The organism is Sphingomonas sp. R86520 (assembly GCF_042466285.1).
Classification (GTDB): Bacteria; Pseudomonadota; Alphaproteobacteria; order Sphingomonadales; family Sphingomonadaceae; genus Sphingomonas.
Window position 1 is genome coordinate 1,491,636 of sequence record NZ_JAXHBZ010000001.1, and the last position, 25,631, is coordinate 1,517,266.

The window sequence follows — 25,631 nt, forward strand, 5'->3', positions numbered from 1 at the left end:
GGGGAAACACGGTACCGAGATCGATCGTTCGTTGAACTCTTCAGTGCCGCGCCGCCAACGGTGCCGGGACGAAATTGATCTTGTTTGCCAGGATCACGGCCTGGGTCCGGCTATAGACGTTGAGTTTCGCCAGGATCGCCGAGACGTGCGCCTTCACCGTCGTCATCGAGACGTCGAGTTCATACGCGATCTGCTTGTTGAGCTTGCCGCCGACGACCAGCCCCAGCACGACGCGCTGTTGTGGGGTCAGCGTGTCGACGCGGCGGCGAATGTCGTCGAGTTCGACATTGTCCGCGCCGATCGTCCGGAATTCCTCCGGCATGAAGATATCGCCCGCCAGGATCGACTGGATCGCCGCGACGATCGCGCTGCGCTTGAGCGACTTCGGGATGAACCCGGCCGCGCCGTTGGCAATCGACGCGCTGATCAAACCGCCCTCGCACGCACCCGATACGATCACGACGGGTACCGACGGGAACCGGTCGCGCATCTGGGCAAGTCCCGAAAACCCTTCGGCATCGGGCATGTTGAGATCGAGCAGGACGAGGTCGAAATCGCCTTCACGCTCGACGATCGCGATGGCCTCCGCGATCGACGAGGCCTCGAACAATTCGCACTGATCGAACGCGACCGAGATGACGGTGCGGAGTCCGTCCCGTACGAGCGGATGATCGTCCGCGATTAGCACCCGTTCCACGTCATGCCCCCCTGCCCGCGGCTGGTGTACCGGCTCGGCGCGCGACAGGGAATGGGATGCCGCCTGCGACATCCCATTCTCGATCATCACGATTTCGGCAGCTTGAACACCCAGAGCGCACCGCCCTGGTTGATATGCTGCACCGCCTTGGCGACCTCACCACCCCATAGCGGCACCGCGCCGCCCCAGCCTGACATGACCGCGACGAACTGCTCGCCGTCCTGCGTCCAGGTGACCGGCGAACCGACCACGCCCGATCCGGTGTTGAACTTCCAGAGTTCCTTGCCCGTCTTCGCGTCGAACGCCTTCAGATAGCCCTCGGGCGTGCCGGTGAAGACCAGGTTCCCCGCGGTCGCGAGCACCCCGCCCCACAGTGGCGCCTTGTTGTTGTATTCCCACGCGATCTTGCCGGTGGCGGGATCGATCGCGCGCAGCACGCCGATATGATCGGGGTACAACGGCTTGATCGTGAAGCCCGCGCCGAGATACGCCGCGCCCTTCTTGTACGCGATCGGCTCGTTCCAGATATCCATGCCCCATTCGTTGGAAGGCACGTAGAACATCCCGGTCTGGCCGCTATACGCCATCGGCATCCAGTTCTTGGCGCCGAGGAACGCCGGTGCCGAGAACACAGTCGTACCCTTTTCGGTCGAAGGCGGGCCCGGCCGGTTGGTGTCATCGAAGATCGGCCGTCCGGCCTTGGTATAGCCCTTCGCCCAGGTCGTCTTCGACACGAACGGATTGGCCGAGATGAACTTGCCGGTGGTCCGATCGAGCACGAAGAAATAACCGTTGCGATTGGCCTGCGCGCCGAGCTTCATCATCTTGCCGCCGATCTTGGCGTCGAACGGGATGAACTCGTTCACTCCGTCGAAGTCCCAGCCGTCGTGCGGGGTGTATTGGTAATGCCATTTGATCTCGCCAGTGTCGGCATCGATCGCCAGCGTAGACGAGGTGTAGAGATTGTCGCCGGGCCGCAGATGGCTGTTCCACGGTGCTGGGTTGCCGGTGCCGAAGAAGAGCAAATTGGTGTCGGGATCGTAGGTACCGCCGAGCCACGGTGCGCCGCCGCCGGTCTTGTACTGATCGCCCTGCCAGGACGCGTTGGTCTTGCCCGTGACGGTCGAATCCTTGCCGTTCAGCGTCCCCATATTGCCTTCGATCGTCGGCCGCGACCACACCAGCTCACCCGTGTTGACGTCGCGCGCCTCGACCTTGCCGATCACGCCAAATTCGCCGCCCGAATTGCCGTAGATCACCTTGCCCTTGACGATGATCGGCGCCGCGGTGTTCGAATAGCCCGCCGAATAATCCTGAAGCGTCTTGTTCCAGATCACCTTGCCAGTGTTGCGGTTCAGCGCGACCATGTGCGCGTCAAGCGTGGCGAAGATGATCTTGTCGCCGTAGATCGCCGCACCGCGGTTCACCACGTCGCAGCACGGCATGATGCCGTCGGGCAGGCGTGCGTCATACTGCCACTTCTCTTCGCCGGTCTTCGCATCGAACGCGAACAGACGCGAATAGGAGCCAGTGACGTAGATCGTGCCGTCATAGACGATCGGCTGCAATTCCTGGCCGCGCTGCTTTTCGCCGCCGAGCGAGGCGGAGAACGCCGGGACCATCTTGGCGACGTTGGTATCATTGATCTGGGTGATCGTGCTGTAGCGCTGCGCCTTGGGGCCCATGCCATAGGTCAGAATGTCGCCAGGAGTGCTCGCGTCGCTCATCAGGTCTGCGTCGGTCGGGCCGGCGCCCGCGGCCGCCATCGGTACGGGCGATGCCGGGTTCCCCGCGACCGGCGCTGTCGCCGTACCAGCCGCCGGAGTAACCGGAGCAGCATCTTTGATTGCCGCAGCGAGCGGCGTCGTCGCCATAATGGCGGCCCCCGCAAGCAGTGCTGCCACACGCGTCATGCGAAAAATCATTGTCTTATCCCCTCCTGTTCGTCGATTCATTGGATCGACCGTTCTTTGTATTGTCTCGGAATTTTCTCAGGATAATCTCAGATTTGCGTTCGCCCCATTGGACCTTGGGTCGCCGCGAGCAGCCCGTGGTCGTCAGATCGAAAGCGGAGTCCTGGGCGACACTCCGTAGCGCGCGAAGATGGCGTCGAGCGTACCGTCGGTACGGAAACCGGCGATCATCGAATCAAGCATGTCCGCCAGATCACGGCTGTCGTCCTTGACCGCCACGCCGACATCCCAGCCGGGACTGGGCAGCGCCGGCAGCGGCCCTTTGCGGACCTTTACGGTTTTACTGCCATCGTGCAGCGCGTGCTCGATCTGCGCCCGGCTCGCCATCGCGACGTCGGCGTTGCCGGTCTTGACCGCATCGATCGCCGCCTGCCCGCTGGTCAGATGCTTGACGTCGGGACGCAGCACGCCGCCGAACGATCCCGAAAGATAGAAATCGGGGATGCTGTCGAGCTCGGCGACCAGCCGCATGCCCTTGAACGCGGCCGGTGCGACTTCGCAATCGGTGTCGATCCCGCACGCCATCTGGAAGCCTTCGCGGTAGTACGGCGCACCGATCACCGCGCGGTCGTTAGCGAGCGCGAAGGCCCGGTCGACCGGCACGTGCATCATGACGTCGCATACCGTCCCGCCGACCAGCGATCCGCGCCATACCATGTTGCGCAGATCGTCCGACACGCCTTCGTCCGCGAGGAAATCGATCGGCTCGGCGCGCACGCCGATCTTCTTCGCGATGGCTTCGGCGATCTCGACGTCGATGCCGACGATCTTGCCGTCCCGCTTCCACGACCACGGCTCGAAATCGCGGTACACCGCGACGCGCAGCACGCCGTTCGCCTTGATCTTGTCGATCGGTGCCGCCGACACAGGCCCGAACGGCACCAACGCGGCGCTGGCCAGTGCGCCGCCGAGAAACGCCCGCCTCGATGATCTCACGATCATTCTTCCGAATGCTTCGTGTCGAGCCAGGAGCGGATCGCCCAGCCCGCCTTCTGTCCCAGCACGTCGCCCATCGGCGGCATGTACACCTTGCCGTCGCGGACCGAGCCATGCTGGAACCGCTGGATGAACCATTCGTCGCCCGCCTCGCCGACGTCGAGATAGCGCAGGTCCGGCGCGATCCCGCCCGAGATCGCCTCAAGGCCGTGGCAGCGTGCGCAGTTCTGCCCGTATGCGCTCTCGCCGATCTTGATGGCGGTGGCGTCGCCGCGATACGGGTTCACCTTCAGCCATTCGGTGCCGATGTCCTTCAGCGCGGTGGTGTCGACCGGCTGCGGCGTCACGTTCCCATGCGCGTATACATTGACGCCGATCGATCCGGCCGCGACCATTGCCGACGCCGCGAAGACGAAACGCGATACTCTTCCAGCCATTCCAAACACCTCACCATTGCCGTCGGCCGATCTGACGCGGCATGGCAGACCCTATGGACAGCCCGCACGCTGGTCCTATTGCACTTTGGTATCAGGGAGTTGCGCGCGCATCGGGGATAGGGTCGGCCGATGCGAACCCTGACCCTGCTGCCCCTGCTGGCACTCACCGCCGCTGCTCCTGCGCTTGCGGAGACGATCTACGTCTCCAACGAGAAGGGCAATTCGATCACCGTCATAGATGGCGCGACGCTGAAGCCGATCGCGACGTGGCCGGTTGGCCGCCGCCCACGCGGCATCATCGTGTCGCGCGACGGCAATCAGCTCTACGTCTGCGCCAGCGACGAGAATGCGGTGCAGGTGCTCGACCGCAGGACCGGCAAGGTCATCGCCGACCTGCCTTCGGGCGAGGATCCGGAAACGTTCGCGCTCTCGCCCGATGGCACGTTGCTGTTCGCCTCCAACGAGCGTGATGCCGCGGTCACCGCGATCGACGTGCCGGGGCGCAAGGTCGCGTTCCAGGTGGTGGTCGGCGTCGAGCCCGAGGGGATGGCGGTCAGCCCCGACGGCAAGACCGCGGTATCGACCGCCGAGACCGACAATTCGCTCCACTGGATCGACATCGCCAGCCACCAGCCGACCGGCGTCACGGAAGTCGAGCAGCGCCCGCGTCACGCCGAATATACGCGCGACGGCAAACAGTTATGGGTTTCAGCCGAGATCGGCGGCACCGTCCAGATCGTCGACACCGCGGCTCGAAAGGTGACCGACACGATCCGCTTCGCAATCCCCGGCACCAACCCCGAGAAGATCATGCCGGTCGGCATCCGGTTTACCCCCGATAACAAGACCGCGTTGGTTGCGTTGGGCCGCGGCAACGCCGTCGCGTTCATCGACGTCGCCAGCCACAAGGTGACGCAGATCGTTCCCGTCGGCCTCCGCGTCTGGCATCTCGCGATCAGCCCCGACGGCAGCCGCGCCTTCGCCGCCAACGGCCTCAGCGACACCGTGTCGGTGATCGACATCGCCACCGCCAAGGTGACCGCGACGATCCCCGCCGGCCGCGCACCCTGGGGAGTCGCGATCGCGCCCTGACGGCATTCGCCACCCGGACCCAAAGTCTAATTTTCGCAACCGCCCGTATCCGCCAGCCTTTGCAACAAGACGCAGATCACATCGCGTCGCAAAAGGGAGGTTTGGATGATCGGACTAGGCAAGCTGCTGGCAACGGCCGCAGGCGGGACTTTACTGTGCTGTGCGGCAACCCCCGCTTTCGCGCAGGCCGACGACACGACCAGTCAGCTGCTCTTGCGATTGAAGGAAAAGGGTATCCTCACCGACGACGAATACAATGCGCTCGTCGCCCGCAAGACCGCCGAAGTCGCACCGTCCCAGCCAGCTGCGGTCGCCACTAGCGCTCCCCAGGCACCGCAACAGGCCGCGCAGGCGCAGCTCGACGACAAGCGCTCCGTCCGCATGACGGACGCCGGGATCGGCATGGAGTTCGGCGGCGTGACCGTCAAATTCTCCGGTTCGGTCAACGGCTTCTACGTCCACGACAATGGCGACCGCGCGATTGCCAGCAACACCGTCGTCGGCGGCCTCGCCGCGGTCGGCAAGAGCAGCTCGTCGATCCGCAACGGCCTGTTGCCCGGCATTTTCGGCATCGACGTATCGACCAACCAGGGCGGCTGGGACGTCGCCGCGCATATCGGCCTGTATCCCGGCATCAACAGCGTCTCGAACGTCGGCGGGGCCAATTCCGCCGGTACGCCGCAGGCGCTCGCCACCTCGGGCATCGACGCCCGCCAGACCTACCTCACCTTCGGAAAGCCCAGTTTCGGCACGATCAAGGTCGGTCGCGACATCGGCCTGTTCGGATCCGACGCGATCCTCAATGACATCACGCTGCTCGGCGTCGGCTCGACCGGCGGCAACGTCGCGCCGTCCAACACCTCGCTCGGGCGGATCGGCATCGGTTATATCTACACCGATTTCCAGCCGCAGATAACCTATTCCAGCCCCAAGTTCGGCGGTCTCCAGATCAGCGCCGGCATCTTCCAGCCGCTCCAGACCATCGGCAATTCGGAGGTCAACGGTTCGCCCGGGTTCCAGGGCAAGGTCACCTACGACTTCAAGTCGGATAAGTTCGGCGGACACCTGTGGGCCGGCGGAATCACCCAGAAGCATGACGGGGTCGACGGATCGCCGAGCTACACCGGCAGCGGCTTCGATGTCGGCGCGAAGCTCACTTATGCGGGCTTCGGGCTGCTCGGCTATTATTACGACGGCTCTGGCATCGGTACGACCGGCCTGTTCATCCTCTCCACCGATGCCGCCGGGCGCAAGCGCGACAGCAACGGCTATTATGCGCAAGGCACCTATACGATCGGCAAGTTCACGCTCAGCGGCAGCTACGGCGCAAGCTTCCTCGATCTCGCCCGCAACGAGGTCAACCCGACGTTGCTCGACAAGAACAGCAGCTGGGTCGGCCAGGCGCGTTACGGCCTGACCAGCTGGGTCACGCTGATCGGCGAATACACGCGGACCAAGGCCGAGGCTCATAACGGCAACGATGCCAAGTCAGATACACTGGCTGCAGGTGCGATCCTGTTCTTCTAATGCGACGCCCGGCCGCGGGACATCATCGCCCCGCGGCCTCTTCTTTCCGGGACACCTATGACCGAACAAATCATCTTCCCCGTGACCAGTGGCTGGGCCGACCACGCCCGCATCGACAGCGACGGCTACGACACGCTGTATGAAGCGGCGTCGAGCAATCCGTGCGCGTTCTGGCTGGAACAGGCGAAGCGGCTGAACTGGACGACGGTGCCCGCGATTGCAGGCGACTGGTCGTTCGCGAAAGACGATTTCCACATCAAATGGTTCGAGGACGGCGAACTGAACGTCGCCGCGAACTGCATCGATCGGCATCTGAAGGAGCGCGGCGATCAGGTCGCGATCATCTGGGAGCCGGACTGCCCCGCCGACGCGCCGCGTCACATCACCTACCGCGAACTCCATGCCGAAGTGTGCCGCTTCGCCAACGTGCTGACCGCGCAGGGCGTTGCGAAGGGCGATCGCGTCACGATCTACCTGCCGATGATTCCCGAAGCGGCATTCGCGGTCCTCGCCTGCGCGCGGCTCGGTGCGGTGCATTCGGTGGTGTTCGGCGGCTTCTCCCCCGAGGCGATCGCCGGGCGGATCGAGGATTGTGGATCGACTATCGTCGTCACCGCCGACGAAGGCTGTCGTGGCGGCAAGCGCATTCCATTGAAGGCCAATGTCGATGCCGCCGCCGAAAAGGCTCCAGGCCTGAAGCGCGTCATCGTCGTCAAGGCGACCGGCGCCGACGTCACGATGCACCCCCGCGACGTCTGGTATCACGAAGCAGCCGAGGGAGTCGGTACCGACTGCCCCGCGGTGCCGGTCGCCGCCGAAGATCCGCTGTTCGTGCTCTACACCAGCGGGTCGACCGGCAAGCCCAAGGGCGTGCTGCACACCAGTGGCGGCTATCTCCTCTGGGCGGCCTACACCCATGAGATGGCGTTCGATTACCGGCCCGGCGACATCTACTGGTGTGCCGCCGATATCGGCTGGGTCACCGGCCACACGTACATCCTCTACGGCCCGCTAGCCAATGGTGCGACGACCTTGATGTACGAGGGGCTTCCGAACTGGCCGAATGCCAGCCGGATCTGGGAGATCGTCGATCGCCACAAGGTCCACACACTGTTCACCGCACCGACCGTGCTGCGCGCGCTGATGAAGGAAGGCGACGATTTCGTCACGCGCACCGATCGCTCATCGCTGAAGCTGCTCGGCAGCGTCGGCGAACCGATCAATCCCGAGGCATGGCGCTGGTATCGCGACGTCGGCGGCGGCGGACGTGCGCCCATCATCGACGCGTGGTGGCAGACCGAGACCGGCGGCATCATGATCTGCCCCCTGCCCGGCGCGACCGCATTGAAGCCGGGTTCGGCGACCAAGCCCCTGCCCGGCGTCACGCTGGAACTGGTCGATGAGAAGGGCAGCGTGCTGGTCGGTCCGGCGGAAGGCAACCTCGTCATCACGCAGAGCTGGCCAGGCCAGATGCGGACCGTCTGGGGCGATCACGAACGCTTCTTTCAGACCTATTTCTCGACCTACCCGGGCAAGTATTTCACCGGCGACGGATGTCGTCGCGATGAGGACGGTTATTACTGGATCACCGGCCGCGTCGACGACGTGATCAACGTCAGCGGGCACCGGATGGGCACGGCAGAAGTCGAAAGCGCGCTGGTGCTGCACAAGCACGTCGCCGAGGCCGCAGTGGTCGGCATGCCACACGAGGTTAAGGGCCAGGGCATCTACGCCTATGTCACGCTCAACGACGGCGTCGACCACAGCCACGACCTGCGCGACGAGCTGTGCCGCTGGGTACGCACCGAGATCGGCCCGATCGCAACCCCCGACAAACTCCAATTCGCGCCGGCTTTGCCCAAGACGCGCTCGGGAAAGATCATGCGCCGCATCCTGCGCAAGATCGCGGAAGGCGACACTTCGAGCCTCGGCGACACCAGCACGCTGGCCGATCCAAGCGTCGTCGATCACCTGATCGCCAACCGGGTCGCATGATCCAGCAGCCGGTCCGGCGCGATTTGGCTAAGTCGTACTTAAGGCCAATTCCCTCGCATCGACCGATCGCTAGGATCCAGAAGGCGCATATCCGCGCACAGGAGACAGTGAATGGCCTGGAAGAAGCCCCGGATCGTCGAGATCGCCCTCGGTGCCGAAATCAACTGCTATGCGTGCGCCGAACTCGTCTGATAGCAGATGGACGTCATCGTCCTGGGGGCGGCGGCCGGCGGCGGCTTCCCCCAATGGAACTGCCATTCGCCCGCCTCCCGCCGCGCACGCGCCGGTGACACTGCAGCACGTCCGCGGACGCAAGCCAGCATCGCGGTCAGCGGCGACGGCCAGCGCTGGCACCTTTTCAACGCCTCGCCCGACTTACGTCGCCAGCTTGAACTCACGTCGGCGCTGCATCCCACCCATGGCCAACGCTCGACCCCGATTGCTAGCGTCGTGCTCACCGGCGGCGACGTCGACGTGATTGCCGGACTGTTGACCTTGCGCGAACGCGAGCCCTTCGCGCTGCATGCGACCGCAGCCGTGCACGCCATCCTCACCGCCAATCCGATCTTCGACGTGCTGGCGGACGGCATCGTCGACCGTCGCACGGTCATGCTCGGCCAGCCCATAGCGCTCGACGACACGCTAACCGCGACGCTCTTCGCGGTGCCGGGCAAGGTCCCGCTCTACATGGAGGATGGCGACCGCATGCAGCCGATCCTGGTCGACGACACCACGGTCGGCGCAGAGATTTCCGACGGCACGCACCGCGTCCTCTTCATTCCCGGCTGCGCGGCGATGACGGACGACCTGCGTGCGCGGATCGACGGCGCCGACCTGCTCTTCTTCGATGCAACTTTGTGGGACGACGACGAGATGATCGATGCCGGGCTCGGCACCAAGACCGGTCGCCGTATGGGCCATATGAGCATGGCCGGTGCGGGAGGCTCGATAGCATCGCTGGCCGACCTGACGATCGGACGACGCATCGCGCTCCACATCAACAATTCCAACCCCGTGCTGCTAGACGACAGCCCCGAGCGCGCCGCGGCCGAAGCCGCGAATTGGAACATCGCCGAGGACGGTTTGCGGTTCACATTATGACCGAATTGATGGACGACGACGGCCTCGAAGCCGCGCTCCGCGCGATCGGCGCCGAGCGTTATCACATCCTCCACCCGTTCCACCGCCTCCTCCACGACGGTAAGCTTACCCGCGGCCAGGTTCAGGCGTGGGCACTGAACCGCTATTACTACCAGAACCAGATCCCGGTGAAGGACGCGCATCTGCTCGCGCGCCTGCCGACCTCGGAGCTGCGCCGCGAGTGGCGCCGAAGGATCGAGGATCACGACGGCGATGGCAGCAAGCCCGGCGGTATCGAACGCTGGATCAAGCTGGCCGAGGGCGTCGGCCTGGACCGTGCGCTGGTCGAGAGTACCGACGCGATCCTGCCGACCACCCGTTTCGCGGTCGACGCCTATGTCCATTTCGTCCGCGACCGCACGTTGCTGGAGGCGGTGGCATCGTCGCTGACCGAACTCTTCTCGCCGACGATCATCGCCGAGCGCGTGTCCGGCATGCTCGCGCATTACGACTTCATAACGCCCGATACGCTGTCCTACTTCACCCCGCGCCTCATCCAGGCGCCGCAGGACAGCGACTTCGCGCTCGCCTATGTGAAGGCGCATGCCGATACGGCGGAGAAGCAGCAGGCGGTGCTGTCGGCGTTGCGCTTCAAGTGCGACGTGCTCTGGTCGCAGCTCGATGGGCTGTACCTCGCCTATGTCGCGCCCGGATTGATCCCTCCCGGCGCGTTCGTGCCGCAGGACGTACGATGACTGCGGTGCCTCGTTTCAAGCGCGGCGTGAAGTTCCGCTTCGATACCGTCCGCAACGTCTGGATCATCCTCGCGCCCGAAAAGCTGTTCATGCCCGACGACATTGCGGTGGAAATCCTGAAGCTCGTCGACGGCGCGCGCACGACCGACCACATCGTCGACGACCTCGCCCGCCGCTTCGATGCCCCGCGTGAGACGATCGCGGACGACGTCGTGGCGGCCCTTGACGACCTTTCCCTCCGCGGAGCGATCCAGCTATGACCCCACCCCCGATGGGACTCATCATTGAACTCACCCACCGCTGCCCCCTCCAATGCGCCTATTGCTCGAATCCTTTGAAGCTCGATCCGCCGTCTAGCGAACTGGCGACCGACGAATGGCTCCGTGTGTTGGACGAGGCCGCCGCTCTCGGCGTCCTTCAGGTGCATTTCTCGGGTGGCGAACCGATGGCGCGGCGCGATCTGGAACAGCTCGTTGCCCATGCGAACGCCGCTGGGCTATATACCAACATCATCACCTCCGGGGTGCTGCTCGACGCCGAGCGGATGCACGCGCTGATCGCGGCGGGGGTGGATCATGTTCAGCTGAGCTTCCAGGACAGCGAGGCGCTGCGCGCGGACGTCGCCGGCGGTTATCGTGGCGGCCATGCGAAGAAACTGCTCGCCGCTGCGCTGATCCGCGACTCCGGCCTGCCGCTGACGAGCAATTTCGTCGTTCACCGCCAGAATATCGATCGGGTCGAAGAGATGATCGCGCTGGGCGAAGCGCTCGGTTCCGAACGGATGGAGATCGCCCACGTCCAATATTATGGGTGGGCGCTGCGCAATCGCAACGCGCTGCTGCCGACGATCGGCCAGCTTGAGAGCACCTCCGCGATCGTCGAGGCTGCGCGCGCTCGACTGCACGGCCGGATCGCGATCGATTACGTCGTCCCCGATTATTATGCGGCGCGGCCCAAGGCCTGTATGGGCGGCTGGGGCCAGCGTTTCATCAACATCTCGCCCTCCGGCAAGGCACTGCCCTGCCACGCCGCCGAGACGATCCCCGACATGGAATTCCCCTCGGTCCGCGAATGGTCGCTCTTCGATCTTTGGCATGGCGCCGAAGCATTTGCGCGGTTCCGCGGCACCGACTGGATGCCGGCACCATGCCAAGGCTGCGACCGCCGCGAGATCGATTGGGGCGGATGTCGCTGCCAGGCGCTGGCACTCGCCGGCAACGCCGCCGCGACCGACCCCGCCTGCACGCGCGCGCCGATGCATCACGTGATGGCAACCGCGATCTCAGAGGCTGGCGAAACCGACGTCACCATTCCTCGCCGACTGGCCCGCGCGCCCGCCTAATCGGCGGCGTAGCGGTCCGTCGCGCGGATCAATTGGTCGAGGATACCCGGCTCGTTCCAGGCATGGCCGGCGCCCTCCACCAAATAAAAGTCCGCTTCGGGCCAGGCCTGATGCAGATCGTAGGCGGTGCGTGCCGGGCAGACGATGTCGTAACGGCCCTGGACGATCGTGCCGGGAATGCCCGCGAGCATGCCCGCATTGCGGATCAGCTGTCCCTCCTCGAGCCAGCCGTTGTTGACGAAATAATGGTTCTCGATCCGTGCGAACGCCAGCGCGAAATGCGCGTCCTCGAACCCCGCGCTGGTCGCCGGATCGGGCAGCAAGGTGATCGTCTCGCCCTCCCACAATGCCCAGGCCTTGGCCGCCTCGATCTGTGCCGCGGTATCGGCGCCGGTCAGACGCTTGCGGTACGCGCCGCGCATGTCGCCGCGCTCAGCAATCGGGATCGGCGCCTCGAATGCCGCCCATTTGTCGGGAAACACCTCCGACGCTCCAAACTGATAGTACCAGTCGAGCTCCGACGTCCGCAAGGTGAAGATGCCGCGCAGGACCAGCTCACTGACCCGTTCGGGATGCGTCTGTGCATAAGCTAGCGCCAGCGTCGATCCCCAGGACCCACCGAACACTAGCCAGCGTTCGACACCGATCATCGTGCGCAGTTGTTCCATGTCAGCGACCAGATCCCAGGTGGTGTTCGCGTCGAGCCCGGCATGCGGCGTCGACCGCCCACATCCGCGCTGATCGAACAGCAGCACGTCGTATCTCGCCGGATCGAACAGCTGGCGATGCTTTGCCGAGGTGCCCCCGCCTGGCCCGCCATGGAGGAACACGGCGGGCTTGCCCCCAGGCGTACCGCAGCGCTCGAAATACACCGAATGCCCGTCACCGACGTCGAGCATGCCGGAATGATAGGGCTCGATCGGTTCGTATACCGTGCGCAAATCCAAGTCCTCTTTAACAGTTCACTGACGGTATCAGCTTGGGTTTAGGTCTGGTTGCTCGGCAAACCAAGGCGTACACATCGGTATCGCTACCCACGGGGATTTGAGCCCCTTGCACCGATGCATTAACGATAGTCTGGTTACGGCACATCGTCACCTGTGTGAGACCGCGCTGCTAAACCAGCGAACCAGTCACTTACGCTCATCCCCTATCACGTGAACCAACGACCGCTTAGGGATCAGGACCCATTGATGCGAGAGGCGCGACTGATTCAGGCTCCGTGAGGAGACTGAGGATAAGCGACCCGTACTGGTTGACGGAGGAGCAGATGGCGCGCCTGCGGCCATATTTCCCAAAGAGCCATGGCAAGCCGCGAGTTGACGACCGGCGGGTATTGAGCGGCATCGTTCTTGTGAACCGCAATGGGCTGCGCTGGCGTGATGCGCCCAACGACTACGGCCCGCACAAAGCTTGTCCTGAGCCTTTCGAAGGGACGCTCTACAACCGCTTGAAGCGATGGGGTGAGATGGGTGTGTTCCTCCGTATGATGGAGGGCTTGGCTGCCGCTGATGCCGACCCGAAGACCGTCATGATCGACGCGACGTACCTGAAGGCGCACCGCACGGCATCGAGCCCGCGGGTTAAAAAGGGGATCTCGGGCGCCTGATCGGTCGCACCAAAGGCGGCATGAACACGAAGGCTCTCCTGAGCTTGTCGAAGGGTTCCACGCCGTGACCGACGCAAACGGCCGTCCGCTCAGCTTCTTCATGACCGCCGGACAGGTCAGCGACTACACCGGCGCGGCCGCTTTGCTCGACGATCTGGCCAAGGCACAGTGGCTGCTCGGCGACCGCGGCTACGACGCTGACTGGTTCAGGAATGCCTTGCAGGCCGAGGGCATCCAGCCGTGCATCCCAGGTCGGAGGTCTCGGCCTGAGCCCATCAGATATGACAAGCGCCGCTACAGGCGCCGTAGCCGTATCGAGATCATGTTCGGACGGCTCAAGGACTGGCGCCGCGTTGCGACCCGCTACGATAGGTGTCCGACGGTCTTCTCGTCCGCCATCGCCCTCGCTGCCACCGTCATCTTCTGGCTTTGATCAACGAGTCCTGACCTTAGCCGCGTATATCGCTGAAGCAGAAGGTTGATTATTTTTCGCCGGGTCAGACGAACCGATGGGTCGACCTTCTGTCAATATCACCGATCGCTGGATCAAGGCATTAGTGCATGAGGGTATTTTCGAGGGCGAGACACGTAACCCTGCTCCTGACACCGCGAAGTCGTCTCGATTAACAACCGCGACGCAGGGTAAGCTTGAAACTTATCTGAACGATATGCCTAAACGAAACGGAGTAGTCGCCGATTTCAACCCCGCTCGGACGGCGCAAGCCGAGAACGGCTACGAAGCGAAGAATGGTCCGTTGCCGCCCATCGTTGACACGGAAGATTGACCATCGGAGCTGTCAGTTCCATGCGCTTGAGCGCGAACCGCGCGTGCTAACAGACGGTCAATCGACTAAAAGGCCTTGAGCTTCCAATAGAGGATATGCAGCCAGTTTTGTTATCTTGTTCGACAATCCTTGACCGACAACGTCTGCGTATCGCTGCGCCGGCCACAAATCGTCTGGCCGTACTCGAGCAGCTATGACCGGATCGGGCCCGCGGAGCTTTTTGAATGGTGGGGGCGAGCTCGGCGCCTTGATCCGCGCGCATGCCTGGTCAGGCACGTCGCTAGGTCCAGTCGAACGTTGGCCGCACGCACTATGCGCTGCTGTGCATTTGATGCTCAACACCGCCCAGCCGACAGCGATCGTCTGGGGGGAACACGCGATTTGCCTGTACAATGACGCCTATAGCCGGTCTCTCGGTATTGAACGTAACCGCGAGTCGCTCGGGGAGTCCGCGCACGAAGCCTGGGCGGAGATCTGGCCACTTCTAGGTCCGCCAATCGACTACGTCCTGCGCAGCGGGGAAGAAACCCAACGCGATGACCAGCCGGTAGATATCGTTAAAGACGGACGGCAACAGGAAACCTTCTGGACGTATAATTTCAGACCGATCTACGATCTCGAGCAGGACCGTGTTTCCGGCGTCCTGATCGCCTGTACCGATACGACGGACCGCGTGCTGGCCTCTCGTACGCCCGATGCGCAGCAATCCTATTCCTTCTTCGACCGTTTGCCCGGCTTTGTCGGCGTCCTGCGCGGGCCTGATCATGTATACAACTATGTGAACGCATCCTACGAAGCCTTTGTCGGCCGGTACGACCTCATCGGACACTCGGTTCGCGACCGATTTCCGGAGTTGGATGGCCAGGGCTTTTTCGAGATGCTCGACGGTGTTTACGCGACGGGGAAACCTGTTGTGCTGCATGCCGTACCGATCAGGTTCACTGGCGAAAACCCCGATCAGTTCATGGATCTTCGCTATGATCCAACCTTTGACAAGACGGGCGCGATCAACGGTATTTTCGTCAGCGGCCACGACCTGACCGAACGTGTTCTCGCTGAGACCCGTCGCCAAGTCCTGGCCGAACTCAGCGAGCAACTCCGTAATCTGGCAACGCCGTCGGATATCGCCTTCGCTGCCGCTCAACTGCTTGGTCGAGCGATGCAAGTCAGTCGAGCCGGCTATGGTACAATCGACGTTGCCACGGACATGCTTCACGTCGATCGAGACTGGTGCGCGCCGGGGTTTGCGCCGCTGCCTGCGAAAGTCCCGCTCCGCGAGTACGGATCGTTTATTGACGATCTGAAACGAGGGACTCCGGTTGCCATACCCGACGTCGAACGGGACGATCGGACGAGGTTCACCGTTGCGAGCTTCACCGCTCAGCGCGTGCGAGCGTTCGCGAACATACCCGTGATCGAAATGGGGGCGCTGGTCGCCATCCTGTACCTGAGCCATGCCGACATACGCGCGTGGTCAGACGAAGACATGGCGTTCATTCGCGAATTTGCCGATCGGACCCGAACCGCGGTGGAGCGCAGCCGCAGTGATCTGGCGCTGCGTGCACTGACGGCCTCTCTTGAAAAGCAGGTCGAGCAACGTACTCGGGAGCGCGACCGTCTCTGGGAAACGAGCGAGGACCTGCTTGCTGTCGCCTCCTATGACGACCGGCTGTTGCGCGTCAGCCCGTCCTGGATGCGAAGCCTTGGCTTTGACGAGCAAACGATCCTGGCCGGCTCGATCCGGCGCTTCGTACATCCCGGCGATATTGCAAGCTTGGTCGATCATGTCCGCAAATTGCAGAGTACCGGTCGGTCGGTACGGTTCGAAAGCCGCCTGAAGACCCGCGACGGCGTTTGGCGATGGATTGCCTGGTCGCTCGTTCCCGAGCCCGACGTCAGGCGGTTCAACGCGGTCGGACGCGACGTCACTACCGACCGCGAGGCAACCCAGGCCCGCGGGCTTTTGGAGGATCAGCTCAGGCAGTCGCAGAAGATGGAGGCAGTCGGCCAGCTGACCGGCGGCATTGCGCATGACTTCAACAATATGATCCTGGGCATCACCGGCAGCCTGCAGATCGCCACACGACGCCTGGCGCAAGGTCGCGCCGACGAAATCGCTCCGTTCATGGCCCGCGCGAAAACCGCGGCCGATCGTGCGGCCGCGCTGACCCACCGCCTGCTCGCGTTTTCGCGTCGCCAGCCGCTCGACCCGCGCCCCATCGACGCTAACGCGTTGATCACCTCGCTCGAAGATCTGTTCCGCGGCACGATCGGCGAGCATATCACGCTAGACTTCGTCCAGACCAAGGGGCTCTGGACGCTAACGTGCGATCCCAACCAACTCGAGAATTCGCTGCTCAATCTGGTTCTCAACGCACGCGATGCGATGCCAGACGGAGGCAAGTTGACGATTGCGACCGGCAATACCGAGTGCGAAGTGCCTGATATGAGCGAACAACTCGGTATCGCGACGGGCCAATATGTCTGCATCTGCGTTCGCGACACCGGGATAGGCATGGACGCCGCGACCGTATCGAAGGCATTCGATCCTTTCTTCACTACCAAGTCGGTCGGGCGCGGCACGGGGCTGGGCCTGTCGATGATTTACGGCTTCGCGCGGCAATCCGGTGGGGCCGCCCGTATCGACAGCGAGCTTGGCGGTGGAACGTCGGTGACCCTCTATCTCCCCCGCGCTAGCAGCAACGCTATCGCCGCACCCTCACGGACCGAGGTTCTGCACCCCATCACGACTGCCAAGAGCGAGACGATATTGCTCGTGGAGGACGACGCCATCGTTCGCAGCGTCGTGGTCGAGGAGTTGACGGAAGCGGGCTACCGCGTTCTTCAAGCGGATGATGGGCACAGTGGACTGGCGTTGCTGCAATCCACGATCCCGATCGATCTGCTGGTGACGGATATCGGACTTCCCGGCTTCGATGGACGCCATCTCGCCAACGAAGCGCGCAAGACAAGGCCGGCTTTGAAAATTCTGTTCATGACCGGATATGCTGAAGTAGCGGCCGGCGCATCAGGGTTCCTGGCGGACGGCATGGCACTGATTACAAAACCCTTCGTGACCGACGATCTTTTGGCTCGGATCAAGATCATGGTCGACATTTGATCGGGTGATAGTCGATTATCCTGTCTCGATCGTGTCGAGCATCCTGTCCATTGCGTTGATGCCCTTGGCAGTGAGGTCGAGGTTTGCGCGGCGCATGTCGACATTGCCGTCCAAGCGGTGGACGAAGCCAGCATCGATCAAAACGTCGATCCAGCGCAGAGCAGTGCTCTTTACTACCTTGGAGCAAGCACACACTGCATCAACGCTCATCTCGCGTGCTTCGAGCTTTGCGCTATACAGGCCAAGAAACAATGGCCATGCGGCACCCGAAAATATCACCGGCGGAAAGTATTGATCTTTTGCATCCTGTCGTCGGCCACATTCCTTGGCTTGCATCAACCTGACTTGCGGCGACGCAGATACGGAAGGTTTTTCCATTGTCATGGCGCCACTCCTTCAAACAACGACCAGCCCGCCGCCACATTCGCCTACTGCGTAAGGGTAGGTTTTATCGCACCAAGCGAGCCCATAGTTCACAGCTGCGCGCTGTCACTTTCAAGAACGTCAATGGCGGTTTGAAGATGAACGGCCGCGAGCCGTTCGCCTCCAGCGTCGAGCAATCCTAACGCGGACACCATCATGCTGAGTGCCGAGCCCGCCGGTGCCGCATGCGCGCGCGTCGACTTGACCAAGTGCAGCACGTTGTTCATCACAAATTCTGGATCCGCTGGCTTCATAACTACGCGCGGCTCGAGATACATCGCTGCCAAGTCATCGGGTAGAGCGTAGCCGGAATGAATGACGAAGGGCACGCCCTTTTCAATTAATCGTAGCGCGACCGGCGTTATGTCACGATCCTGGAGCCGTACGTCGATAACGGCGCCATCTATCCCGCCCGCATCTAACCGGACAAGCGCCTCCGCAACGGAACCGACCGGTCCTACGACGGCAGCACCAACATCTTCAGCAGCAGCGGCAAGATTGAGCCCGACCGCCTCATCGTCCTCGACTATAAGCAGTGACAATTTTGGCATTAATGTCCAATCAAAGCACGAGGAAATAACCTTCTGGTGCAAAGACATATTGCAAGATCGTCGGTGTGAACAGTCCTTCCTTGTCGGCGTCGGTACATAGAACGGACCGAGATATACGCTAAGCGCCGGCAGCCATTCAGGCGCGCAAAACACCCGGTTGTCGGGCACCGGAGAAAGCAACAGGCTTTACCGCCCCCTCGGCCGCCAAGCGACTCCGTTTGGGACGAAGCGGTTGTTCCTGTCACGCCGCAGAAATGGCGGCTTCTGCCGGAAGCGGTCGTAGCTACGTCGTCGCGCAGTGCTGGTTGCAGATGAGCAACTGTACGGGCGATAGTTGCCGGCGGTTTGGCCCTCATCCAAACCAGTGAATCATTCACATCGGAAGCGGCCGTTTGCGAAGCAGGCCGATCTTAAATGCCTTCGATCGACTGGAGTCCCTTTGCCGTCAGGTGGTTTCTATGCGGCTGCCTTGATCAAGCTGCGGACGGTATCGTGAGTAACTCTCAGAGGAACCTTTGGTGACGCTTCTGTCGACCATCAGGCCGCTCGCGATCGCCTAACGTCTTGCGCGGCCGGTCGGTGAAAAGCCGGATTGGGCCGTATAGCAAGCGCTTGCGCACCAGGGGGCGGCATTAGATAATCAAAGGGCCACAACCGTGGGATCACATGCCAAGCGCACTGGGGGCCATTTGAACGACAGCTGCGAACGCTCTGACGAGCCTACTTCGGAGGACGACCTCACTCCTTACGCTAAGCAGAACATGACAAGCGCTTTTGGCTGGCTAGCTGGTCGACGGGCTTCTCTCCGATCGTGTCAGCAACGACGCCAGCGTAAGGCTGATGGAGCACGCCGCGACCCTGGATCTCGCGGACTTCGAGGACGCGGCCTTCCAGGACCGCATGGATCGCGCGCGTATGCAGGCGAGCGGGCGCATGTCGCTGATGGGGCAGCTGTTCGGCCAGGCCCAGGACATCGTCACGGTCGTGACCTTCGCCGCGGGCCTGGTCGTTTACGCCCCGTGGCTGATCGTGCTGCTCGCCGTCGCCCTGGTGCCCTCGTTCCTTGGCGAAGCGCACTTCAACGCGCTGAGCTACGCGCTCAACTACATGCGCACACCCCAGCGGCGCGAGCTCGATTACGTCCGTCAGGTCGCCGCCAGCGCGGACACGGCCAAAGAAGTTAAGATCTTCGGCCTCAGCCCTTTCCTGATCGACCGCTATCGTACCATCTCACGCGACACCTACAGCGCAAGCCGACGGTTGGCGCTGCGCCGGGCGGTTTGGGGCTCGGGCTTCGCCGCTCTTGGCACGATCGCCTATTACGCGGCCTACGCCTATATCGCCTGGCGCGCGGTCACCGGATCGATCTCGATCGGCGACCTTACCTTCCTCGCGGCCTCGTTCCTGCGGCTCCGCGGACTGCTGGAAGGATTGCTCACCGGCTTCTCGTCGACCGCCGGGCAGGCCTTGTACATCGACGACCTGTTTTCCTTCTTTCGGACCGAGCCCGGCATTCGCTCACCCGAGGGAGCGTTGTCGTTCCCGGATCCCGTTCGGCAGGGCTTTGTCTTCGAGGATGTGGGCTTTCGCTATCCCGGCGCCGAACGATGGGCGGTGCGGCATTTGTCCTTCACGTTGGGACCCGGCGAGGTGGTGGCGCTGGTCGGCGAGAACGGCGCAGGCAAGACCACGCTCGTGAAGCTGCTGGCGCGACTGTACGATCCGGTCGAGGGCCGTGTCCTGCTCGATGGACGCGACCTGCGCGAATACGATCTCGACGGCCTGCGCGCCGCGATAGGCGTGATCTTCCAGGATTTCGTGCGTTACAACCTACCTGCCGCGACAACATCGCGGTCGGTCGCATCGAGGCGCGCGGCGATCGCGAGCGGATCGAGGCGGCAGCGTCCGCCGCGCTCGCCGACGGCGTTGTTGCCAAACTGCCCGACGGTTACGACCAGATGATCAGCAAACGGTTCAGGAACGGCGTCGACCTGTCCGGCGGCGAATGGCAGAAGATGGCGATCGCTCGCGCCTACATGCGCGATGCCCAGGTGTTGATCCTCGACGAACCCACCGCAGCGCTGGACGCGCGCGCCGAGTACGAGGTGTTCCAGCGCTTCCGGGAACTCAGCGCAGGACGCTCCGCGGTGCTGATCTCGCACCGATTTTCGAGCGTGCGCATGGCGGACCGCATCCTGGTGCTCAGCGACGGAAGGGTGGAGGCGTCGGGTACGCATGACGACCTGCTTGCTGCCGGGGGCCGCTATGCCGAACTGTTCGAGCTTCAGGCCGCGGGCTATCGATGATCCGCGGACGCCAAGCGTCGTGCCCACGAGAGAGAGACGCATAGGATTGTCGGGCCGATCGACGTGCGGCAACGCCTACATGTCCATCTCACCCGCCAAGAGCTTGCGATCGCGCTCCGCAAGCTCGGTCTCATCGGCAGGAAACATCATCGCCAAGCCATTGGTAGCGGCGCGCTCCTGGACCTCTTCGACGAACGGCCGCAATTCGTTTTCGTAATGGCGAAAGGCTGCAGCGTGATCGTCGGGATATCGCTCGAGCGCGTCCGCCAGCCGGCCCGCGCCGATGATCGCCATCGAGCCGCCGAACCCTGCAAGCGGCGAGACGCAGTAGCCCGCGTCGCCGACCAGGGTCACTCGACCGCGCGACCAGCAGGGCATCCTGATCTGATTGATCCTGTCGAAGTAGAAGTCGTCGTCCCCGTCCACGCTGGCGAGCATCGCCGGCACCTTCCATCCCAGGCCGTCAAATCGATCGTGGATCAGTCGGCGCTGCTGGCTTCGATCGCGATGATCATAGTCGATCTCGCCGACCGTCCGAAAACCGAAGCCGATATCGGTTCGGTCGTCATAACCGTTGAGCATCGCCATGCGACCGGGCAAGCTGAAAACTTGCGACATGTTGGCGGGAAGCAACCCGATGTGCGGCACCACCTTCAGGAAGACATAGCCGCCCATGAAGTAGGTGAACTGCTCGCCATCACCAAACACGAGCTTGCGCGTGTTGGACCGGTTGCCGTCGCACCCGAAGACCAGAGCATAGTCGCGCCGGTCGCCGTTGCTGAAGGTTACCGACACGTCGTCAGTGCCCTCGTCAAGCCGAACGATCGATTGGCCGAACAGGATATCGACCTTGCCGTCCACCTCCGCAGACAGGATATCCAGCAGATCGTCACGATGAATCTCGTAGCGTTCGTGCGCCGAGGGTTCGGTGCCGATGCCGATCGACCCCAAAGTGACGTCCTCCGCGTTCTTGAACTCGAAGCCGCGCGAGGGCAGCGCCTTGGCGCGCACCGCCTCTGCAAGTCCCATGCGGCCTAGGATTTCGATCGTCTCTCCTTCGATATCGACGGGCGTACCGCCCCGCCGCAGTTCAGATGCCGTTTCGACGATCGTGACGGCGTGCCCCAACCGCTTCAGCCAGTAGGCGGTAGCGAGGCCGGCAAAGCTCGCGCCGCTGACGAGCACCGACGTCTCGCTCGCTTTGATCGCCGCTGGCATGACGGTTGACGAAGGCATAGGAACGTCCTCAAATTGGATACGCTACATAACTATACTGAGTATATATTGATGTGCAAGCCATGACGAAACCGGCTCCAGACCGTCGAACGCGCAAGAGGCTCGCGACACGACAGGCGATATCGGATGCCGCTACTTGCCTGTTCATGGAGCGCGGCTTTGACCGGGTAACGATCGACGAGATCGCAGAGGCGGCCGATGTTGGGCGCATGACGGTCTTCAACCACTTCCCGCGAAAGGAAGATATGTTCTTCGACCGCGAGCAGGAGGCGCATGATGTCGCGTTCGAGGCCATCAGATCGCGCCCACCGGGCACGTCGCCAATCGCGGCGCTTGGCGAGCTCGCCCATCGCATGGCCGACCAGCGCGAACCGGCCTTCCCGCTGTTTGCGGATACCCAGGCCTTCATCGAAACGGCACAGGCTAGCGAGGCGCTGAAGGCGCGCGCGCGGCAAATGCGGGACGACTTTATCCGCGCTCTGGCCCTTGTATTAGCGGAAGCTGTAGATCGCCCCAGCAATGATGCCGATGCCTACCTCGCTGCCGGGCTGATTACATCGGCGTGGAGCACCGCATTCGTACAGTCACATGCCGAAATGAGCGAAACGGGCGACCTTGATGCAGCGAAGGGCACTTTCCTTGCCTTAGTCGACAGAGGAGTGCGCGGTACACATGCTGCCCTGTCTGGTACACCTTACGCCGCAGGTTCTTGACCCAATTCCAGACGTCCAAACCGCCGTACCCGCTTCCCAAAAGCAGCCGTCCGTTCATCCCGCTTCGAAGCGCCTTTCGGCGGCTTTCGCGCGTTCGAAGTTAGGCTTTTAATCGGGGAAGCAGGATTTACCCCCTTCGGCAGGATCGACACATGGCACAACCCTTCACCATAGCGGTACCCGACGACCGGCTCGCCGCCATTCGCGCCAAGGTCGAGGCGTTCGACTGGAGCCTTATGCCAGACGCGGGAGGCTGGCAGTCAGGCGTCGGCCTCGCTGATCTCAGGCGGCTCGTCGACTATTGGCTGGCGGACTACGACTGGCGCGCGCAGGAGCGTCGGCTCAATATGCTGCCGCAGTTTACGGCCGACGTGCAGGGGCAGAGCCTCCACTTCATTCATGCGCGCGGCGATGGCTCGCGTCCCCCGCTGCTTCTGCTGCACGGCTGGCCGGGGTCGTTCCTCGAATTCGAGGCGCTGATCGCGCCGCTCGTCGCCGACGGTCACGACGTCGTCGCTCCGTCCCTGCCCGGCTACGCGTTTTCGGGCCGCCCCGTGTCTCCGATCGGACCGAAGCAGACCGCAGAACTCATGCACGGTCTGATGGTCGAGCTGTTCGGCAAGCGACGCTATCTCGTGCAGGGCGGGGACTGGGGTTCCGCGATCGGTGGCTGGATGGCGCACGCGCATCCCGATGCGATCGCCGGACTCCATCTGAACATGGTGCTGCTCCAGGCCAATGATGCGGTGCCGAAAAAGCCTGACGAGGTCGCCTAGGCTGCGAAACGCGCCAAGCTTGCCAAGGAAGAAACTGGCTATTCGCAGGAACAGGGCACGCGCCCGCAGACGCTAGGCGTAGCGATGTCGGACAGCCCGGTCGGCGTCGCGGCGTGGATCCTGGAGAAGTTCGGCGCATGGGCCGACGTGCCACGTGACGCACACGGCCGCCCCGACCTGTGGCAGGCGTTCGACGAGGACCTGCTCCTTACCAACATCATGCTGTATCTGGTCGAGGGATCGTTCGTGACGTCGACCTGGATGTACCGTGGCCGCGTGCTGGAGGATTCGGGCACTTTTCCCGCGGGAACGCGGATTACCGTACCGACCGGAGTCGCGGTGTTCCCCGACCCGGTCTTCCCGCCGCCGCCGCGCTCGCAGGCGCAGAAGACCTATGACATCGCCCAGTGGACCGAGATGCCCGCGGGCGGCCACTTCGCCGCGCTGGAGCAACCCGAGTTGCTGCTCGCCGACATGCGCCGCTTTTTCGCTTCCAGATCGGTTTCCGACGACGCCCCGAAACGCTCGATCGCACTTCGCTCGGCTGGGATCATCGCTGCGACACTGGCAGCAGCCGCGGTCTACACTCGCGCGACGACCAAGCGGATCGAGCAGGACGTGCCCGCCGACGGCCGTTTCCTCGACGTCGCGGGTGCACGGATCCACTATGTCGATCGCGGTGCGGGACCGTCGATCGTCCTGATCCACGGGCTGGGCGCGCAACTCCGCAACTTCTCCTACGGCATCGCCGATGCGCTGGCCGACAAATATCGCGTCATTCTCGTCGATCGACCCGGCTCGGGCTATTCGGTGGCAACCGGCGAACAGCCCGGTATCCTTGGCCAGTCGGCGATCATTGCAGGGTTCATCGACAACCTCGCACTCGATCGTCCGCCGCTGCTCGTCGGTCATTCGCTGGGCGCTGCGGTCGCCCTCGGCGTGGCGACGCACCACCCTGGTTCGGTCGCCGGCCTCGCGTTGCTGGCGCCGATGACGCAGCCGCCTGGATCGATGCCCGCCTCGGTGGCAAACGCGATCGAAAGCAACCCGCGCGCGCTCACGCTATTCGCCAATCTGCTCGGTACGCCGATCAGCCGTGCGGCGTACGGTTTGCGCTGGGGCAAGATCTTCGCGCCCGATCCGGTCCCGGCCGATTTCGGCACGCGCGGTGGCGGGGGGCTCGGCGATCGCCCGGTTTCGGTGAACGCCGCGTTGGTCGAACTGGCTAGCGCAGACGTTGACCTTGCCGCGATCGTCAGCCGTTATGCCGAGCTGACGATCCCGGTTGCGTTGCTCTATGGTCGTGACGATCAGGTGATCGCCCCCTTGATCGACGGCGACCGGGCAGTAGCCGCAATTCCAGGCGCGACGCTGGACATGACCGACGGAGGCCATATGCTCCCGGTCGCGCACCCGCAGGCCAGCGCCGCGTTCGTCCGCCGATGCGCCGAACACGTCTTGCAGTAGCGCCAAGGTGGCCAGGGGGCTCGGCGCCTGCCGACCCCCTCGGAGAGATAACGACGCGTACCTGTCTTGCGCGTCAGTGACCGGCGACCTGCCCACCGTCGACGTGGAGTATCTCGCCGGTCACGAACGCGGCATCCTCGAGGTACAGCACCGCGCCGACTACGTCCGCGACCGTGCCCATGCGGTCGAGCGGATGAAACCGTCCGAGTCCGGCGCGCGTCTCGGGGGGATGCATCGGCGTTTCGGTGATGCCGGGCGACACCGCGTTCGCGCGGACGCCGCGGGCGGCATATTCGATCGCCAAGCTGCGCGTCGCCGCGGCAAGACCGCCCTTGGTCAGCGACGCCAGCACCGAGGGGAATTCGACATTGGCGTGCTCCGCCAGCGTCGTGACGATCTGCAAGATATGGCCACTGCCCTGCGCGACCATCAGCGGCAGCGCCGCCTGCGTCATGTGGAAGAAGCCGTCGAGATTGGTCTGCGTGATCTGGCGATACTGCTCCGCCGTATAGTCGGTAAAGTGCTCACCGATGAAGACGCCAGCGTTGTTGACGAGCGTGTCGACACGCCCGAACCGATCGCGCGCGGCCATCACGGCGCACCTCGCGGTTTCAGGATCGGCGACGTCACCCGCAACGGTAATCCAGTCGTCCGATTGCGACGCAGCGATCGATCGCGACACGCCGACGACGCGCCAGCCGCGCGCGCGATACGCGCCTGCAATCCCCTCGCCCAAGCCTTGCGAGGCACCGGTGACGATAGCGACCTTGGGCGCGTCAGACATCGACGGCGCCCAAATGCGCACGGAAA

Annotated in this window: 24 protein-coding genes and 1 pseudogene; 16 read left to right on the top strand and 9 right to left on the bottom strand. The window is 63.3% G+C overall.

The window, feature by feature from the left end:
* Window positions 1–40: 40 nt before the first annotated feature.
* From SJY41_RS06795 to pedF, 4 genes are all read right to left on the bottom strand, one after another.
* Window positions 41–697 (bottom strand): response regulator, encoded by a 657-nt coding sequence (locus SJY41_RS06795; RefSeq protein ID WP_380780225.1) that lies wholly within the window; start codon window positions 695–697, stop codon window positions 41–43.
* Window positions 698–783: 86 nt separating this feature from the next.
* Window positions 784–2,463, bottom strand: a complete 1,680-nt coding sequence (locus SJY41_RS06800) for a methanol/ethanol family PQQ-dependent dehydrogenase (protein ID WP_380784077.1) — start codon at window positions 2,461–2,463, stop codon at window positions 784–786.
* A 291-nt stretch (window positions 2,464–2,754) separates the two neighbouring features.
* A complete protein-coding gene (locus SJY41_RS06805; RefSeq protein ID WP_380780227.1) occupies window positions 2,755–3,612 on the bottom strand; it encodes a substrate-binding periplasmic protein in 858 nt (285 codons plus the stop codon).
* Window positions 3,609–4,001, bottom strand: coding sequence for a cytochrome c-550 PedF (pedF, locus tag SJY41_RS06810; RefSeq protein WP_380784078.1), 393 nt, complete (start codon window positions 3,999–4,001; stop codon window positions 3,609–3,611). The genes SJY41_RS06805 and pedF overlap by 4 nt, the downstream gene beginning before the upstream one ends.
* Window positions 4,002–4,172: 171 nt before the next feature.
* Between pedF and SJY41_RS06815 the strand changes: the two genes are divergently transcribed.
* The 8 genes from SJY41_RS06815 to pqqE all read left to right on the top strand — a co-directional run bounded on the left by SJY41_RS06815 (window position 4,173) and on the right by pqqE (window position 11,834).
* Window positions 4,173–5,135: a PQQ-dependent catabolism-associated beta-propeller protein gene (locus SJY41_RS06815; protein WP_380780229.1), complete on the top strand. Its 963-nt coding sequence runs from the start codon at window positions 4,173–4,175 to the stop codon at window positions 5,133–5,135.
* Between the two features lie 105 nt (window positions 5,136–5,240).
* Window positions 5,241–6,662: a porin gene (locus SJY41_RS06820; RefSeq protein WP_380780231.1), complete on the top strand. Its 1,422-nt coding sequence runs from the start codon at window positions 5,241–5,243 to the stop codon at window positions 6,660–6,662.
* Window positions 6,663–6,719: 57 nt separating this feature from the next.
* On the top strand, window positions 6,720–8,657 hold the full coding sequence (gene acs, locus SJY41_RS06825) for an acetate--CoA ligase (protein WP_380780233.1): 1,938 nt from the start codon (window positions 6,720–6,722) through the stop codon (window positions 8,655–8,657).
* A gap of 111 nt (window positions 8,658–8,768) precedes the next feature.
* Window positions 8,769–8,849: a pyrroloquinoline quinone precursor peptide PqqA gene (pqqA, locus tag SJY41_RS06830; RefSeq protein ID WP_042466497.1), complete on the top strand. Its 81-nt coding sequence runs from the start codon at window positions 8,769–8,771 to the stop codon at window positions 8,847–8,849.
* 6 nt (window positions 8,850–8,855) lie between these two features.
* Complete coding sequence (gene pqqB, locus SJY41_RS06835; protein ID WP_380780235.1) at window positions 8,856–9,758, top strand: pyrroloquinoline quinone biosynthesis protein PqqB; 903 nt, start codon at window positions 8,856–8,858, stop codon at window positions 9,756–9,758.
* Window positions 9,755–10,492 (top strand): pyrroloquinoline-quinone synthase PqqC, encoded by a 738-nt coding sequence (gene pqqC / locus SJY41_RS06840; RefSeq protein ID WP_380780236.1) that lies wholly within the window; start codon window positions 9,755–9,757, stop codon window positions 10,490–10,492. The genes pqqB and pqqC overlap by 4 nt, the downstream gene beginning before the upstream one ends.
* Entirely contained in the window at window positions 10,489–10,752 is a 264-nt protein-coding gene (gene pqqD, locus SJY41_RS06845) for a pyrroloquinoline quinone biosynthesis peptide chaperone PqqD (RefSeq protein WP_380780238.1), read from the top strand. Before pqqC ends, pqqD begins: the two co-directional genes overlap by 4 nt.
* On the top strand, window positions 10,749–11,834 hold the full coding sequence (gene pqqE, locus SJY41_RS06850) for a pyrroloquinoline quinone biosynthesis protein PqqE (RefSeq protein WP_380780240.1): 1,086 nt from the start codon (window positions 10,749–10,751) through the stop codon (window positions 11,832–11,834). Before pqqD ends, pqqE begins: the two co-directional genes overlap by 4 nt.
* Here the strand turns inward: pqqE and pip are convergent.
* Complete coding sequence (gene pip / locus SJY41_RS06855) at window positions 11,831–12,775, bottom strand: prolyl aminopeptidase (RefSeq protein ID WP_380780241.1); 945 nt, start codon at window positions 12,773–12,775, stop codon at window positions 11,831–11,833. The two genes, pqqE and pip, sit on opposite strands and share 4 nt — an antisense overlap.
* 296 nt (window positions 12,776–13,071) lie before the next feature.
* Between pip and SJY41_RS06860 the strand changes: the two are divergent.
* The 3 genes and pseudogenes from SJY41_RS06860 (at window position 13,072) to SJY41_RS06870 (ending at window position 17,349) form a co-directional block, all read left to right on the top strand.
* Window positions 13,072–13,876, top strand: a pseudogene (locus SJY41_RS06860) (IS5 family transposase).
* Window positions 13,877–13,952: 76 nt separating this feature from the next.
* Complete coding sequence (locus SJY41_RS06865) at window positions 13,953–14,228, top strand: hypothetical protein (RefSeq protein WP_380780243.1); 276 nt, start codon at window positions 13,953–13,955, stop codon at window positions 14,226–14,228.
* Window positions 14,229–14,559: 331 nt separating this feature from the next.
* Entirely contained in the window at window positions 14,560–17,349 is a 2,790-nt protein-coding gene (locus SJY41_RS06870; RefSeq protein WP_380780245.1) for a PAS domain-containing protein, read from the top strand.
* A gap of 15 nt (window positions 17,350–17,364) precedes the next feature.
* Here the strand turns inward: SJY41_RS06870 and SJY41_RS06875 are convergent, their stop codons facing one another.
* Both SJY41_RS06875 and SJY41_RS06880 read right to left on the bottom strand, forming a co-directional pair.
* A complete protein-coding gene (locus SJY41_RS06875) occupies window positions 17,365–17,733 on the bottom strand; it encodes a hypothetical protein (protein ID WP_380780246.1) in 369 nt (122 codons plus the stop codon).
* 89 nt (window positions 17,734–17,822) lie between these two features.
* Window positions 17,823–18,371: a hypothetical protein gene (locus SJY41_RS06880; protein ID WP_380780248.1), complete on the bottom strand. Its 549-nt coding sequence runs from the start codon at window positions 18,369–18,371 to the stop codon at window positions 17,823–17,825.
* Window positions 18,372–19,163: 792 nt separating this feature from the next.
* Between SJY41_RS06880 and SJY41_RS06885 the strand changes: the two genes are divergently transcribed.
* Window positions 19,164–20,285, top strand: coding sequence for an ATP-binding cassette domain-containing protein (locus SJY41_RS06885; RefSeq protein WP_380780250.1), 1,122 nt, complete (start codon window positions 19,164–19,166; stop codon window positions 20,283–20,285).
* Window positions 20,282–20,629, top strand: a complete 348-nt coding sequence (locus SJY41_RS06890; RefSeq protein WP_380780251.1) for an ATP-binding cassette domain-containing protein — start codon at window positions 20,282–20,284, stop codon at window positions 20,627–20,629. The genes SJY41_RS06885 and SJY41_RS06890 overlap by 4 nt, the downstream gene beginning before the upstream one ends.
* A gap of 75 nt (window positions 20,630–20,704) precedes the next feature.
* Here SJY41_RS06890 and SJY41_RS06895 read toward each other — a convergent pair whose 3' ends face one another.
* Window positions 20,705–21,865 (bottom strand): FAD-dependent monooxygenase, encoded by a 1,161-nt coding sequence (locus tag SJY41_RS06895; RefSeq protein WP_380780253.1) that lies wholly within the window; start codon window positions 21,863–21,865, stop codon window positions 20,705–20,707.
* Window positions 21,866–21,927: 62 nt separating this feature from the next.
* Here SJY41_RS06895 and SJY41_RS06900 point away from each other — a divergent pair, with 62 nt between their 5' ends.
* The 3 genes from SJY41_RS06900 (at window position 21,928) to SJY41_RS06910 (ending at window position 24,821) form a co-directional block, all read left to right on the top strand.
* Window positions 21,928–22,578 carry a TetR/AcrR family transcriptional regulator gene (locus SJY41_RS06900; RefSeq protein ID WP_380780255.1) on the top strand — a complete coding sequence of 217 codons (651 nt, stop codon included), beginning with the start codon at window positions 21,928–21,930 and terminating at the stop codon, window positions 22,576–22,578.
* Between the two features lie 152 nt (window positions 22,579–22,730).
* Complete coding sequence (locus tag SJY41_RS06905; RefSeq protein WP_380780257.1) at window positions 22,731–23,354, top strand: epoxide hydrolase family protein; 624 nt, start codon at window positions 22,731–22,733, stop codon at window positions 23,352–23,354.
* Window positions 23,355–23,438: 84 nt separating this feature from the next.
* Window positions 23,439–24,821, top strand: a complete 1,383-nt coding sequence (locus SJY41_RS06910; protein ID WP_380780259.1) for an alpha/beta fold hydrolase — start codon at window positions 23,439–23,441, stop codon at window positions 24,819–24,821.
* 73 nt (window positions 24,822–24,894) lie between these two features.
* Here the strand turns inward: SJY41_RS06910 and SJY41_RS06915 are convergent, their stop codons facing one another.
* A complete protein-coding gene (locus SJY41_RS06915; RefSeq protein ID WP_380780261.1) occupies window positions 24,895–25,605 on the bottom strand; it encodes an SDR family NAD(P)-dependent oxidoreductase in 711 nt (236 codons plus the stop codon).
* Window positions 25,606–25,631: the final 26 nt, after the last annotated feature.